15 protein-coding genes and 1 tRNA gene are annotated in these 14,180 nt (G+C 70.8%); 4 read left to right on the top strand and 12 right to left on the bottom strand.

Annotated features, from left to right (window positions below; genetic code table 11):
- Positions 1–173 precede the first annotated feature (173 nt).
- The 3 genes from ACIOC1_RS00500 (at position 174) to ACIOC1_RS00490 (ending at position 2,610) form a co-directional block, all read left to right on the top strand.
- Entirely contained in the window at positions 174–1,574 is a 1,401-nt protein-coding gene (locus tag ACIOC1_RS00500; RefSeq protein ID WP_401851936.1) for an amino acid permease, read from the top strand.
- A 102-nt stretch (positions 1,575–1,676) separates the two neighbouring features.
- Positions 1,677–1,749 (top strand) — tRNA-Lys (locus ACIOC1_RS00495).
- 612 nt (positions 1,750–2,361) lie between these two features.
- The gene (locus tag ACIOC1_RS00490; RefSeq protein WP_401850794.1) at positions 2,362–2,610 is read left to right on the top strand and encodes a hypothetical protein; all 249 of its coding nucleotides are present in this window, start codon (positions 2,362–2,364) and stop codon (positions 2,608–2,610) included.
- A gap of 69 nt (positions 2,611–2,679) precedes the next feature.
- Here ACIOC1_RS00490 and ACIOC1_RS00485 read toward each other — a convergent pair whose 3' ends face one another.
- The 3 genes from ACIOC1_RS00485 to ACIOC1_RS00475 all read right to left on the bottom strand — a co-directional run bounded on the left by ACIOC1_RS00485 (position 2,680) and on the right by ACIOC1_RS00475 (position 3,718).
- On the bottom strand, positions 2,680–2,820 hold the full coding sequence (locus ACIOC1_RS00485) for a hypothetical protein (protein WP_401850792.1): 141 nt from the start codon (positions 2,818–2,820) through the stop codon (positions 2,680–2,682).
- Between the two features lie 377 nt (positions 2,821–3,197).
- The gene (locus ACIOC1_RS00480) at positions 3,198–3,380 is read right to left on the bottom strand and encodes a hypothetical protein (RefSeq protein WP_401850790.1); all 183 of its coding nucleotides are present in this window, start codon (positions 3,378–3,380) and stop codon (positions 3,198–3,200) included.
- Complete coding sequence (locus ACIOC1_RS00475; RefSeq protein ID WP_401850787.1) at positions 3,377–3,718, bottom strand: hypothetical protein; 342 nt, start codon at positions 3,716–3,718, stop codon at positions 3,377–3,379. The genes ACIOC1_RS00480 and ACIOC1_RS00475 overlap by 4 nt, the downstream gene beginning before the upstream one ends.
- A 142-nt stretch (positions 3,719–3,860) precedes the next feature.
- Between ACIOC1_RS00475 and ACIOC1_RS00470 the strand changes: the two genes are divergently transcribed.
- Positions 3,861–4,622: a GntR family transcriptional regulator gene (locus tag ACIOC1_RS00470; RefSeq protein WP_401850784.1), complete on the top strand. Its 762-nt coding sequence runs from the start codon at positions 3,861–3,863 to the stop codon at positions 4,620–4,622.
- A gap of 210 nt (positions 4,623–4,832) precedes the next feature.
- Here the strand turns inward: ACIOC1_RS00470 and ACIOC1_RS00465 are convergent, their stop codons facing one another.
- The 9 genes from ACIOC1_RS00465 to ACIOC1_RS00425 all read right to left on the bottom strand — a co-directional run bounded on the left by ACIOC1_RS00465 (position 4,833) and on the right by ACIOC1_RS00425 (position 14,160).
- Positions 4,833–5,096, bottom strand: coding sequence for a hypothetical protein (locus ACIOC1_RS00465; RefSeq protein WP_401850782.1), 264 nt, complete (start codon positions 5,094–5,096; stop codon positions 4,833–4,835).
- On the bottom strand, positions 5,086–5,538 hold the full coding sequence (locus ACIOC1_RS00460; RefSeq protein WP_401850779.1) for a hypothetical protein: 453 nt from the start codon (positions 5,536–5,538) through the stop codon (positions 5,086–5,088). Before ACIOC1_RS00460 ends, ACIOC1_RS00465 begins: the two co-directional genes overlap by 11 nt.
- Entirely contained in the window at positions 5,538–5,795 is a 258-nt protein-coding gene (locus ACIOC1_RS00455; RefSeq protein ID WP_401715281.1) for a hypothetical protein, read from the bottom strand. The genes ACIOC1_RS00460 and ACIOC1_RS00455 overlap by 1 nt, the downstream gene beginning before the upstream one ends.
- Positions 5,795–6,727 (bottom strand): N-acetylmuramoyl-L-alanine amidase, encoded by a 933-nt coding sequence (locus ACIOC1_RS00450; RefSeq protein ID WP_401850777.1) that lies wholly within the window; start codon positions 6,725–6,727, stop codon positions 5,795–5,797. Before ACIOC1_RS00450 ends, ACIOC1_RS00455 begins: the two co-directional genes overlap by 1 nt.
- A 203-nt stretch (positions 6,728–6,930) precedes the next feature.
- Positions 6,931–7,710, bottom strand: coding sequence for a hypothetical protein (locus ACIOC1_RS00445; RefSeq protein WP_401850774.1), 780 nt, complete (start codon positions 7,708–7,710; stop codon positions 6,931–6,933).
- Positions 7,710–8,843, bottom strand: coding sequence for a hypothetical protein (locus ACIOC1_RS00440; protein WP_401850772.1), 1,134 nt, complete (start codon positions 8,841–8,843; stop codon positions 7,710–7,712). The genes ACIOC1_RS00445 and ACIOC1_RS00440 overlap by 1 nt, the downstream gene beginning before the upstream one ends.
- Positions 8,833–9,843: a hypothetical protein gene (locus ACIOC1_RS00435; RefSeq protein ID WP_401850769.1), complete on the bottom strand. Its 1,011-nt coding sequence runs from the start codon at positions 9,841–9,843 to the stop codon at positions 8,833–8,835. The genes ACIOC1_RS00440 and ACIOC1_RS00435 overlap by 11 nt, the downstream gene beginning before the upstream one ends.
- Positions 9,844–9,858: 15 nt before the next feature.
- A complete protein-coding gene (locus ACIOC1_RS00430) occupies positions 9,859–10,716 on the bottom strand; it encodes a hypothetical protein (RefSeq protein ID WP_401850766.1) in 858 nt (285 codons plus the stop codon).
- Positions 10,717–10,731: 15 nt separating this feature from the next.
- Entirely contained in the window at positions 10,732–14,160 is a 3,429-nt protein-coding gene (locus ACIOC1_RS00425) for a phage tail tape measure protein (protein ID WP_401850765.1), read from the bottom strand.
- Between the last annotated feature and the right edge of the window lie 20 nt (positions 14,161–14,180).

Below are 14,180 nucleotides of genomic sequence, written 5' to 3'. Positions count from 1 at the left end.
TGACACCTGAGGACGTCCCTCTCTCCGCCTCTTCCGTACCCCCGGATTCCGCTCCCGTCTCCTCTCCCGTCTCCGCTCCCATCTCCTCTCCCGTCTCCTCGTCCGTTTCCTCGTCCGTGTCGGACGAGGAGCGGCTCGCGCAGCTCGGCTACACGCAGAATCTGGCGCGCCGGATGTCGGCGTTCTCGAACTACGCGGTCTCGTTCACGATCATCTCGGTGCTGTCCGGCTGTCTGACGCTGTACCTGTTCGGGATGAACACCGGCGGCCCGGCCCTGATCACCTGGGGCTGGGTCGGGGTCGGCCTGATGACGCTGGTCGTCGGGCTGGCGATGGCTGAGATCTGTTCGGCGTACCCGACGTCCGCGGGCCTGTACTTCTGGGCGCACCGGCTGGCCCCGGAGCGCAGCGCCGCCGCGTGGGCGTGGTTCACCGGCTGGTTCAACGTCCTCGGCCAGGTCGCCGTCACCGCGGGCATCGACTTCGGCGCGGCGTCGTTCCTGGGCGCGTATCTGAACCTCCAGTTCGACTTCCGCGTCAGCCCCGGCCGGACGATCCTGCTCTACGCAGCGATCCTGCTCCTGCACGGCCTGCTCAACACCTTCGGCGTACGGATCGTCGCCGTCCTGAACAACGTCAGCGTGTGGTGGCACGTGCTCGGCGTCGGCCTGATCGTCGGCGCGCTCGCCTTCGTGCCCGACCACCACCGCTCGGCGAGCTTCGTGTTCACGCACTACGTGAACAACACCGGCTTCGGCAGCGGCATTTACGTGGTGCTGATCGGCTTGCTGATGGCGCAGTACACATTCACCGGGTACGACGCCTCCGCGCACATGACCGAGGAGACGCACGACGCCGCCACCGCCGGTCCGCGCGGCATCGTCCGTTCCATCTGGACGTCCTGGATCGCGGGCTTCGTGCTGTTGCTCGGCTTCACCTTCGCGATCCAGTCGTACGACGCCGAGTTGGGCTCACCGACCGGCGCGCCGCCCGCGCAGATCCTGCTCGGCGCGACCAGCGGCAAACTCCTGCTGCTCGTCGTCATCGGCGCCCAGCTCTTCTGCGGCATGGCGTCCGTGACCGCCAACAGCCGTATGATCTACGCCTTTTCACGCGACGGCGCGCTGCCCTACTCGCGCGTCTGGCGCACCGTCAGCCCGCGCACCCGTACCCCCGTCGCCGCCGTCTGGCTCGCCGCGGCCGGCGCGCTCTGCCTCGGCCTGCCGTACCTCATCAACGCCACCGCCTACGCCGCCGTCACCTCGATCGCCGTGATCGGCCTCTACATCGCCTACGTCATCCCCACCTTGCTCCGCCTCCGCAAAGGCCCCGCCTTCGAGCCCGGCCCCTGGCACCTCGGCCGCTGGTCCCGCCCCATCGGCGTCGTCGCCGTCGCCTGGGTCGCCCTCATCACCGTCCTCTTCATGCTCCCCCAGCTCTCTCCCATCACCTGGAAGACCTTCAACTACGCCCCCATCGCCGTCCTCGTCGTCCTCGGCTTCGCCACCACCTGGTGGCTCGTCTCCGCCCGCCACTGGTTCCTCCGCCGCCCCACGGACACCCCCCAGCCCTAGGGCCTGTCCGGCGCCAGGCGCCGCCTGGACCGCCCATGATCCGCCGGACAGGCCCTAACCGGTTCGGCCTCCCCCGCAGGTCCCAGCTATGCTGCGGGGAGCGGGCCCTTAGCTCAATTGGCAGAGCAGTGGACTTTTAATCCATTGGTTGTGGGTTCAAGTCCCACAGGGCCTACCGTAGATGGCCCTGGTCAGCGAGGTAGCTGGCCAGGGCTGTTGGTATTTTGGGGGGGCTTTGAGGGCGGCGCTCGCACGGCGCTCGCACGAGAATCAGGCTCTCGCCCGGTCGCTGTCGCTGCGTCGAGGTCTCATCGAGCCTCAGCGTGTCCACCGTGCTATCGCCCGCTTGGGTGAATCTGAGTGCTTCACGGTGGACAAACGATCACACAGGGCGTTCAATCAGTGTCACGCCGAACACAATTCGATTCTGTGTTCGAGTTCCGGGGGTGTTTGATGCCGACACGCGACGAGTTACCCGAGCGCTGAGCGGCGCGCCCGCCGCTTCTGTCCGCAGTGCTGCGCCAGCTGCTAGCGGAACGATCGCACGGCGCGGCCCCTGACCCGCGCGGCTGCCGTCCCCCACGGGCGGCCCGCTCAGGCCCCAACGCCACGCACACAGGCCGCTCGACGGTGCTGGTGGCGTGCAACCCCCCACCTCCGCAGCGACGGCATAGCCGTCTCCGGCAAGACACCTGGAGGACCATTGCAAACCCGAATTCTCGAAGGACTGGCCCTCAGCCTGTTCGGCGCCGGCTTGGCGGTCGGCGTCGCTGGCTTCCATCCGTCGGTGAACAGCCCCACGGTCACCCGAATCGGTGTGGTGGTCGCCCTGACCTCCCTGCCGCCGTGGATCGTTGTGGCGACACGGCGAGCGGGGCAGCTCAGCCAGGACCAGGTCGCCGACGCCCACCTCGCGGGCTACCAGCAGGCCATGGAGCACATGGAGATGGCCGCCGACACCGGTCCCCAGGCGTCCCCGTCAAGCCGCGTGCCGCGCCCTGTGCGGGGTCAGCACGCAGAGGAGCACGGCCGCTAAGGACCGTGCTCCCCTCGGGTCGTCGGCGATGCTCTTGCCGGAGCGCCGATAACCCAGCTCAAACGGTGGTCAGTTCGGGTGCCCGTTGCGGCAATAGACCACCTCGGCCACCATCTCCATGCCGGTCTCGTCATCGACCTGAGCGGTCCACGCGATCAGAGCACCGCAGGTAGCGCACGAACCGTGCCGGATTTCGGGGTGGGTCGACATTGATGTGCTCCGAAGTGAAGTAGGGAACGCTGGCGGCGGTCCGGTCAGCTAGACCGGGGGTTCTCGCCGATGACCGGGCACGGGAGACTGCGCGTGGAGATGTACAACGCCCACAACTCCTTGCCACGCGGGCAGTTGGTGAGGCGCAGATGACACCACCCGCACTCCTCGACATGTGCGAAGTACGCCTCCAGCAGGTCACCCACGGTCAGTCCTTCGGGCGGCCAGCACGGGGGGCTCACCAACCGGCGTGATCCTGAATCTGTGTGCGCACGCCAAGCACGCGCGCGCTGTCCGGCCGCCGCTGCTCACCGTGGCGACCGAGACCAGAACGGTCGTCTCTTCCGGCACGTCCTCGCCGCACCACTCGCAGCTCGTCATGACGCGGGTTCGGCGGGCTTGTGGCAGGCGCAGCCGCACGGAACCTGCGGCAAGACTGGCGCGCAGGTGCCGGGCAGGTACAGGGCCCCATTACCGCGGCACCGCTTGTGGACCTCGGGCCAGTCCAGTTCCAGGGCGGCGACGCAGTCGACGGAGATCGGGACGGTCGTTGTGCTCATGGTTTCTCCCAGGGGAGTTCGGCCCACAGACCGCAGTCGTCGGGCGCGGTGCCGTGATGCTCAGCGAGGCCGCGGATGATCGACCGGCCTGGTCCGTGGAGGCTGTGGAGCGGCAGGGGTCGGTCGCCGGAGGCGGTGATCCGCGCCCGTGCTCCGGCCGTCGACAACGTCATCAAGACCTTTCCGGGGCGCGTGGCCAGGACCGCGATGAACAACTCACCGGCGATCTGGTGAGCGTCGGGGTGCGATGTGCGGGCGCTAATCCACCTCCGCGCGACGCGAGCCTGCTCCGCTTCGGCGAGGAAGGCGCGCTGCCAGCTCTGGCCTGTTTCAGGCATGGATTTATCCCAACGTCGCTAGCGTTCTGAGTACGGAAAGCTGCGTTCTGTACTCAGAATCACGCGCGAGTTGGCATAGGTCAAGGCGAGCCAGCAATATGTGTGTACAGAAAAGAAACGATCACCCCGGAGGGTGGTGCACGTGACCGCCGAGCGACCCGAGTACCTCCGTATCGCGGCCGAGATCCGCGAGCAGATCAGCGGCGGCACCTACGGGCCCGGCGACAAGCTCCCCACCCTGCCCGAACTCGGCGACGTCTACGGCGTGTCGGAGACGACGATCCGCAACGCGCTCGCGGTCCTGCGCTCCGAGGGCCTGATCGAGACGCGCACCCGCGCGGGCACGACTGTCCGCAACCGGCCGCCCGTGCACCGCCTCGCTGCCGACCGCTACCGCACCACCCCTGAGAAGCCGTCGACCGCCTTCACCCGAGACCAGGGCATCGGCTGGTCGGAGTACCGGCTCGACAAGCGGTTCGAGAAGGTCCGCGCCGGCGCCAACTTGGCCTCGCTCTTCGAGTGCGAGGTCGGCGAGCCGCTGCTCGCCCGGCACTTCGTGTTCTACGACAACGACGCCCCGACGCAGATGTCCACCAGCTACGTCCGCTGGTCCGACGTCGCGGGCACACCCGTCTCCGACCCGATCAACGAGCCGTGGCCCGGCGGCACCCGCGCCCAGCTCGCCACGCTCGGCATCCGCGTCACCCGCATCCTGGAGTCCTTCACCACCGGCATGCCCACGGAAGAAGAGGCCACAACCCTCCAGCTCGGCGCGGCCGTGCCGGTCCTCCGCTTCACCAGGCGCCACGTCGCCGACGACGGCCGGATCGTCGAGGTCGCCCACCCGATCGTCAGAAGGGGCGACGCCACCGTGGTCGAGTTCGCCATCGACCTGGGCGACTGAGGCCCCTGCTGCTCAACCAGCAGGGGCCGCCCAGCCGCGCAGTCAGCGAAGGATGGGATGCGGCCAGCCTACGGCTCGGGTACGACAGCACGGGGAGTTCTCGTCACAGTGACACCGACCTCGAGGACTGACCTCCCTCAAGGAGGTCAGTGGGATCCGCTCCCGCACAAAAAAGGGCCCCCGCCGGCCGAAGCCGAACGGGGGCGCAGGTCACTGCCAGGGGGACAGGTCGAGGTCGTCGGGTGGCGTCGGGGGCGGTCCGGCGGGACCGCCGGGGTCGACGCGGCGGGCCCAGCGGGTCAGCTCCAGCACGTAGCTGGTGAGCATCTTCCGCTGCATCCGCTCCTGCCGCAGCTCGCGGTCCAGCCGGTTGGTGATCGTGGTGAAGCTGCTGCGCCTCGACTGCCGCCACGCCGCGGCGCCGCCGAGGACTGTGGCGACAGCCGTGCCGATCGTGGCGAAGTCAACGGCCATCGCCGCCCCCCTTCTCGTTCTCGTCGTACAGGGCGTCGATCACCCAGCCCGGCTCGGCCATGCCCGCGGTCAGCACCACGAAAGCGGCGAAGGCGAGCCAGGCCGCCGCCGACGCGGACGCGGATGGCAGCCCGCCGGACCACGCCGACCGCGCGTAGGTCACCCCCCACAGGACCGCCGGAGCGGCGAGCGCTGCGAAACCGGCCGCCTGCGCGCGGATGCCGGACCGGGTCAGGCTCGCCGCGACCGCGACGGCACCAGCGGCAATCCACACCCAGCCGAGCGCGGTCATCGGCACATACCGTGTGATGCCCGCCAGACCGCGCGAGCGGGCGTAGCCGGGGTCGGTGGCGATCCCGTGGCCGTACACGATCCATCCGATACCGAGGACGGCCAGGGCCGCAGGGCGCAGCCCGCCGACCAGGCGCACCGCGGCCCGCATCACACCCCCTTGGCCAGGCTCGCGCTGGACCGGTCGCCGACGAGCAGGGCGATCAGGCCCTTCACGACGGACACTCCGGCCGCGGCGCCCGCCGTCGCGGCGGTGTACCACATGGAGCCGTTCAGCGGCTGGGTGACGACCAGGCCGCCGACGAACCCGCCGAGCGCGGACGACAGGACGCGCTCGGTGAGGTCGCGGGCGAAGGTCTTCGCGTTCTTCTCGATGGTGCCGAGCGGGGGCAGGTTGATGTCGCTCATCAGCTCTCCTTGGTGGTGGTGTCGCCGACGGTGACGTCGACGTGGATGACGGCGTCGGCGATGGCCTTCTGGACGGCGGCCACGACCTGGGCGGTGTCGACGCCGGGGTGGGCGTCGCTGAGGGCCTTGGCCAGGGCGCTGATCGCGGCGGTCTGCGCGGTCTCGGTCGCCACGAGCCGCTGCACGGTCTCGTATGTGCTGACGAGGTACTGCCGCATGTCGACCTTGTCGGTCGACCCCTTGAAGGCCCAGTTCGTGCGTGCGTCGGTGGCGCTGAAGGTCATCTCGTTGTCCTCCGGGGTGGTGGGATTCCAGCTCGCCGGGTGGGCGAGCCGGGTGGCGACAGCGGCCCGGAATTCGGCCATGCCGATAACCGGGTCCGGCTTCCAGTCCGACCATTCCTTGTGGCCGATCACGGACTTCTCGGACCAGCCGTGGGCGCGGCAGATCCCGGCCGCCCAGCGGACCGCCTGGTCCCGCTGCGTGGCCGGCCAGGGGTCCGCGCCGTCACCCCGGTTGGAGCACTCCAGGCCGTAGAAGCGGGCGTTGCCGTCGACCGCGCCCGTGCTGCCTTCGTGCTGGTACGGGGCAGGGGGCCGGTCGCCGTACGACTCGTCGATGACGGCCTGGAGTACGTTCCCGTCGCCGCCTCCGGCGTGATTCGCGCGCCCCGCCGAGGTCAGGGTGAGCGTGCCGCCCTTGGCGAGGTAGGCGTGCGCGCACGGGCCCGGCAGATCCGCCCGTCCCGCCCAGACGATGTCCCCGTCCGACGGCGCGGTGCCGCCCGTGTGGTGGATGATCAAGCCGTGCACCGGGCCCCACGCCCCGTGCCCGGCCCGGTCATGCGTGCGCCAGCCCGGATGCTCCACCACGCGCACGCCCTCCGCGCGCAGAGCGGCCAGCATCTGATCAGCGGTCAGTGGTACGGCCATTCGCCCTCCCAGGGCATGACGGAGCCCCCGCCGGTCGGCGAGGGCTCAAGGGGTGGTGGTCAGGTGCCGGGGTCCGAACCCGGTGCGGGCCCGCGCGGGGGCGGCGGGGGTTCCGGCGGCGGGTCCGCCGGGTCAGACGGCGGTACCGGCATCAGCGGCCCGTCGGGCCAGATCAGCTCGGGCGGTGGTGTGCTCACGGTGCCTCAGCTCTGGATCGTGTAGCCGGAGTAGAAACCGGCCCGGACCGTCCCGGTGCCCGCGGTGCGGCGGCCGGTCACGGCGAGCGTGACCTGCTGCATGTGGTCGTAGGCGGCCAGGGAGAACGGGCCGAAGGTGTAGACCTGCCCGGCCGTGGTGACAGCCTGCGCGGCCCCGGCCGCCGTGCCGTTGACGGACAACTGGATCTGGCCGGTCGTCCCCGCGGTGTCGCAGGCCGCGACCGCGACCACGACGACCCTGGGCTGCTGCTTGTAGATCTGGCCCACCCACAGATCGGCCATCGTCGCCGAGGTCGTACGCGGCCAGTAGTCCCAGCCGGTCCCGATCGCGGGCGACAGGGCCAGGGGCAGGTACGGGCGGGCCAGACCCTGGCCGCTGCCCGCGTCGTCGCCCACGATGATGTTCGAGGACGCGTCCCGGATCACGAGGAACTGCGTACTGCCGGAGCCCTGCGGATAGGCGTACAGACTCAGGGCGGTGGAGCCGTCGTCGCGGCGCAGGAAAGCCGCCTGCTGCGGCGAGCCGTCGCCGCGGTTGTAGATCGGGTTGGTCATCGCGCCGATGTCCAACATGCGGGTGCCGTCCGGGCGGTCCATCGCCAGCCGCCCGCCCGCGACGATCCGCAGGCCGCCCGCGCCGACCGACGCGGACTCCAGGCGTTTCGCGGCCCGTAGCTCGGTGACTTCGCGCTCCAGGGCCTGGATTCTGCGGGCGAGGGTGGCGAGGTCGGGCGGGACCTGGTCGGCGGGGGTCTTGGCGGCCATCAGCCCTCCTCGATCAGGATCGGGGTAATGGTGTCGGCGCCGGGGTCGAGCTGCCACGCCCACGCCCGTGCCACGACGTCCGTGCCGTCCGGATGCCTCGGGGACGTCTCGACGGCCAGGCGCACGCTGTCGCCGAGTCGCCAGTCGGCGCCGATCCGGGGAGCGCGGCTCGCGGTGGCCTGGACCGTCCACGCCTGCCCGCCCAGGCGCATCATCGCCAGCGCCGCCGCGGCGTGTGCGTCGAGCTGGTCGACGGACGTGACCCCGGACGCGGGGGTGTAGCGGTAGACGTACCGCGGCCACCCTGCGGCGATCAGGTCGGCCGCGACGTGCACGGCCGACGTCAGGCGGGCGGCGCCCTCGCCCTCGCCGCGGGCGACGACGACGGTGGCGCCCTGCCCGGCCTCGTAGGTGTGCGTGAGCGTGTAGTCGGTCACGGAGCCGGGGAAGTCAAAGGTGCCCTCGGGCTGGTCGGTCTGGACGCCGATCGACGGGCGGACGCGGATGGGCAGCACGAACCCGGTGTGCCCCGGTGCCCATTCGACGTCGACGGTGAACTCCGGGCCGCCCTGGCCCATCAGCTCCTGCATACACGACAGGATCGACTTGTCGTCGGAGTCCGCGACGGCGTAGTCCGCGAGGACGCCGGTCGGCGGCGCGTCCAGGACGAAGCACGGCCCGTCGACGAACAAATTCCCCATGACCGCGGTGGCGATCACCGCCTGGTCCTGCTGCACCATCGCCACGTCGCCCGGAAAACGCCTGTCGAAATACGCCTCCAGCGTGGCGAGCGAGATGTCGAGGGTGGAGGCGCTGCCGCCCGTGGTCGGCAGGATGCTGCCCGCCCACAGCGGGGTGTCGGTGACGGTGTCGACCGCGACGAGCATGCAGCGCCCAGGAGTCGTGGCCTCCTGCCACCCGCGCGGGGCACCGGCCAGGTTCAGGCTCACCGCCGAGGTGGTGGCCGCGCCCACCTTCAGGCCGAGCGGCTGCGTGAGGGTGACCCCGGCCAGCTCCTCGATGATCCCGCCGGTTGTCAGATCGGCCCCGTACCAGGCGAGGTTGTAGGGCTGCTGCGCCGGGCCGGTGCCGGTGTCGACGGCCAGGTCGGCCCTGGCCACATCAGATGTCATAGTGCTGGTTGTCCAGGCAGAACCAGGACGTCTGGGCGGGCGCGGGGGCGCCGAACACGCTCATCGCGCCGGTCGTGGTGATCTCGATGCGCGTCGCTCCGCTGCTCGCGGCGGTGAAGTTGCGGGTCGCGCCGATGGTGCGCAGCACGCTGGGCCGGTACGCGGCGTAGGGCGTCGGGAGCGTGGCGAACGTGGACTGTCCGACGACGTCGGCGGTGCAGGAGATCGAGCCGCGCCACTCCACGCGCTGCGTCCCGTCCACCGTGATCATCCGGAACTGGCACTTCTGGAGGTTGCCCTGTGGGGTGGTGTACCCGGAGGCCAGGCCGGACGCGGTGTTCAGATCAATCCACGGGACGGACTTGACCTTCGCGTAAGTGTCGACCGACGTGCCATTCCACAGCTTCAGGTCGGTGCCGTCGTGCCACGCCTGCCCGGAATACGGGCTGGGCGGGGTGGAAGTCTGCGCGGGCAGGATTCCGCCCGGTGCGACGGTGACCGGCCGGACCGTCGTGGACACGGACGCGGCGCCGCCTCCGACCGGCGGCACGGTGACCGTGGCCAACGGCATCCAGATCTGCGGCGCTGGTGGCGCCGGGGCGACACCGGCGCCGGGCGTGCCCGCCAGGTAGATGATGTCGCCGCCGTAGAGCCCGGAGCTGTCCACCGCGCTGTCGAAGATCCGCAGGTAGACAAGATCCACCCTGGTCAGCGTGGCGTGGGCGGCCGTCAGAGTCGACGGGGTGGAGGTCGCCGAGGACTCCAGACCGGCACGGTAGACCCCCCGCGCGGGCCAGAAGACAGACGCCACACCCGCAGAGACGTTGATGGTGGTGCCGGACAGCGTCACTGTCAGGCCGCTGTCACCCGGCCGCACGCCGGACCGGCCGGTCAGGGTGCCGCCGTTGTGCATGACCGTCATCAACGCGGCCCGCCGCAACTTGCCGCCGTCGTACGTCAGCGTGTCGATGTCGAACGGGGTGATCAGGTTCGCGGCCATTGAGCGGCCCCCTTTTCAGATCCAGGCGGAACGCCAGCGCACGGTGAGCAGCGCGTCAGCGTTATAGGTGACCGCGGTGAAGCGGAAGGACACGACCGCCGCAGGCGGGATCGTCGGCCAGCCCAGCGGCAGGGCCAGGAATCGCCGGCGGGAGACGGTGCCGTTGAGCGTCACGGTCTTAGCGCCGATGTCGATCAGCAGCCGGTCGCCGGTCCCGAGATCCTGGGAGTAGATCATCGGGATCACCGTTCCGTCCGGCATCTGCGCCAGGACGGTCGGCTGCGACACGGGGCCGTCGATCACGAGCACCGGGCGGGTCTCGATGCTGCCGCTGTTCAGGCAGTCGACCTGCCCGGACACGGTCACAGCAGCCAGCGTGTACGGAACGGTGTAGGGCACGGTCAGGCCGCCGGTGGTCGAGGCCAGCGGTGTCGATCCGGCCTGCGCGTCGACGGCGTACCGGCGCGGGTCGCCAGCGGTCATGAGCAGGCTCACGTCCGCGTCGACCGGGCCCTGTCGCTGGACGAGCGGTTTGCCCGAGCGGCGTACGGTGACCTGCTTCGCGACCGTCTCCCAGACCGTCAGGGTCGTGTCGGTCAGGGTGACCTCGGCGAGCAGGCGCTCGACCGCGTCGTCCAGCGCGGCCGGGCTGGCTGCGCCGATCGACCCGGTCAGCGTCAGCACCCGCTCGGCGAGATACACCGTCCCGAGCCACGACCCGTGGTCGCCCTCACGGGCGCCGACCTGCGTGCGCACGTCGCTGCCGTCCCAGCCCTCCAAATTCTCCCCGACCCACCACGTGCCGTCGTCGTCCACCCGGTTGAAAGAGATCCCGCCGAGGTCGACGCGAATCCCCGCCAGATCAGTGGCCACCGGACCTCACCCCCCTCATCCCGCGAATGCCAGACGTCGGGCAAGGTCCGCGCTCTGCTCCGCGAAGGACTGGTCTGCGGCGTTCATGACGATGTTCACCTGGGGCGCGCCCGCGCCCGTGCCCCCGCGCGCGCCCGCAGCGCCGAGCTGGGGGGCGGGCGGTACGGCGACCAGTCGCCGCATCGCCGCGTCCACCCGGCCCCGCTCGCGGTCCAGGCCCACAACCGCGCCCTGCCCGACGTACGACATCAGCCGTGCCATCACCGTTGACGGCGACCTGATGCCGAGCGCCTTCCGGATCGCGGTCTGCATGCTCTTGGCGATGGCGAGCATCTGCCGCTCGATCGCGGCCTGCTGCGCTTTCAGCCCGGCCACCAGGCCCTGTGCGGCCTGAATACCCGCCCGGTACATCGCGTCGGCCACCGCGGTCCCGGCTGCGGTCGCGGCCTGGGTGAGGGCCTTCTGCTGGGTGGCGATGGCCCGCAGGTCGGAGTCGGAAGCCCGCGCGAGGGCCGCGGCCGTGGCGCCCCCGCCCTCGACCCCGGCCGCCCCGATCTCGTTGATCAGGTCCGCGGACAGGCCGCGCTTCCGCAGCGTGGCGAGCTGCGCGGCGAAGGCCCGCGCAGCCGCCACGTCGCCCTTGAGGCGGGCGAGGATCGTGGCCGCGGTGACCTCGGTGCCGTCCGGCATCTCCCGCGTGATCGAGGCAGCCGAGGTGATGCCGGACGCGATCTGGTCCCTCAGATCCGTCCAGTCCTTCTGGAGACCCGAGAGCTTGTCCTGCGCCGACTTCAGCTTCGCGGCGACGCCGTCGCGCTGCTTCGCCAGAGACGCCAGCTTCGCGTTGTCCTTGGCCACGATCTTCGCGAGCGCCGTCCCGGCCTGGGCGATTCGGGTCTGCGAGGCGATGTCCTGGCGCAGCGCCCGCGCCTGCTTCTTACTCGCGTCCGGCAGGGCCTTGCGGTCCTTGGCGATCTGCGCGTTCGCCGCCTCGATGCCCTGCCGTACCAGGTCGGCGATCTTCTTGGCCGCCGCGGCGACCTGTGCCGAGGTGCCCGTCAGGCCCTGCACCAGGCCCATGCCTGCGAAGCGGCCCAGCGCCTCCGTCACCTTGGACGGGGAGTGCATGTCGAGCACCTTGCGGATCGGGCCAGGGATCGAGGACTTGACCAGGCCGGAGACCTTCGAGGCGAGCCAGCCGCCCATCGAGGAGATGCCCGACCACAAGCCGGTGATGATGTTCCGGCCCTCGCTCGTCAGCAGGCCGCCCAAGGAGCCCAGCCGGGACTTGATCTGCCCCGGCAGCCCGCTGACGTAGCCCAGAAGCTCGGCAGCCTTCGCCGACGCCCCGGACTTCAGCCGCCCGAAGCCGCTGACGGCCGCGGAGTAGACGCGGGCGCCCAGGCTCGCGAGCCCGGAAGCGATCCGGCCGGGCAGCCCGGTCACCCAGGTGACGAGCGCGCGGCCCGTGGCGACCGTGCCCCGGTACGCCGCACTGAAGGCCCCGGAGATCTGGGACCAGTAGTGGACGATCGCGTACACCGCGAGCCCGATCGGGCCGGTCAGGATGCCCAACAGCAGCGGCCAGTTGGACCGTACGAACCCGATCACGGCCGAGACGGCGCCGGTCACCCATGCGGTGATGTCGTGCCAGATCCGGACCGTCCAGGAGCTGACCTTGGACCAGTTGGCGATGATCAGGGCGACGATCGCGACGACGGCGATCGTGACCCAGCCGATCGGGCCGAGGGCGATCAGCCAGGCCGCGGCCATCTGCGCCGCCCGGAACAGGGACTGCACGCCCATGATCACCCAGCCCGCCACGACCCCGGCGACCGCGATGGCCGTGCCGGCGGCACCCGCGGCCGCGGCAGCGGCACTGAGCACCCACCCGGCAACGACCCGCGCCCCGCCGGCCAGGGCGGCGGCGCCGGAGGCGATCCACCCGCCGACCGTGCGATACGACGCGGCGACCTCCAGGGCGGCCACGCCGACCGCAGTAGTGCCGGTGCTGACCCACGACGCGACCTGCGCGGCCCCGGAAGCGACCGCCGCGGCGGCGGCCGTGGCGTAGGACACGGCCAGCGTGACCAGGACGGGCAGCATCACCGCGGTGATGACACCGCCCGCGATCCCCAGAGCGGTCGCATTGCGGTGCACCCACCCGGCCGAGGCAACCAGGCCCGGCACGAGCGTGCCGGTGATGAAGTGCCCGGTGCGGTCCATGGCCGGGCCGACGTTGCGTGACAGGACGCCGCCGAGCCGGGTGAGCGGCGGGCCGACCTTGGTGCTGACCGTCGTGCCGAGCGCGAACAGCCGCGGCAGCACCTGCCCGCCGATGACGTTGACGAGGCCCTGCTTGAGGCTGCGGGTGAAGGCGGTGAGCCGGGCGCCGGCGTTGTCGCGCAGGTCGGTGCCCATCTGGTTGGCCGCGCCCCGGAAGTCGTCGAAACCCTTGGTGGCCTTGGAGGGGTCCAGGGCCAGCAGTGCTCGCCCGGCGTCCTCGGACTGCGTGCCGAACAGGGCGGTCGCGGCGGCGGCCTGTTTGACCGGGTCCTTCATGGCCCGGAGCCGGTCGAGGACGGTCTGAAGGCCCTTGCTGGCGTTCGTGCCGCCCTTGGCGATCTGCGCGGTCGTCTTCGTCGCGGACAGCCCGAGCAGCTTGTACCCCTCGGCCGACGACGTACTGCCGTCGATCGCCCGGATGGAGAATTCCTTCAGGGCGTCGGTGATGATGTCGGTGTCGCGGGCGCCGCCCTTGAGGCCCTGGCTGATCAGACCGAGCGCGGTCTGCCCGGAAAGCCCCAGCTTCCGCAGCTGGACCGGGTACTCCTGGAACGTCTCGACCAAGTCATCGGCCTGCGGACCGAACTTCTGGAACCCACGTGTGAGCAGGTCGATGGCCTCGGTGCCGTCCTTGGCCAGACCGTTTTTGATCATGGCGCTGACGGCCTGTGCGGTCAGCCCGGAGTCCTGCTCGAACGTCGAGGTAAAGTCGCTGAACTGAGTGGTGATCGATTTGATCTGGGCCTGTGTCGCGCCGGGCGGCAGCAGCCCGGCACCGGCGACCAGGCGGACGTTCTCCGCGGCGGTCTCGACGCTGTCAGTGATCGCCCCGGCGTAGAGACCGCCCGCGATCTTGCCGTACTGCGCGGCGACCGGGGCGGTCGTGCCGAGCTGGGCCTTGAGCTTGCCGGGCATCCCAGACTGCTCGATTGCGGAGCTGAACGCCTCGGACACGCCCTCGGTGATCTTCTCGACGGCGGTCATCACCCCGGCGGCTTCGAGCAGGTGCCGGAAACCCGCGCCGAAGCCGCGCCCGGCCTCGCCGCCCGCGTGCTCGCCCGCGCCCGCGGCGGGGGCGAGCTGGCGGCGGATCTCCTCCGCGATGCCGCGCACGCTAGGGATGATCTGGAGGCTGGCGTAGCCGACGTTCGCTGTCACGAGGGCCCACCCCCCTTCGC

The organism is Streptomyces sp. NPDC088197 (genome assembly GCF_044741185.1).
In the GTDB taxonomy this organism is placed as follows: Bacteria; Actinomycetota; Actinomycetes; order Streptomycetales; family Streptomycetaceae; genus Actinacidiphila.
The sequence above is the reverse complement of the archived record's forward strand: the minus strand, read 5'-3'. Positions and strand labels throughout refer to the sequence as shown.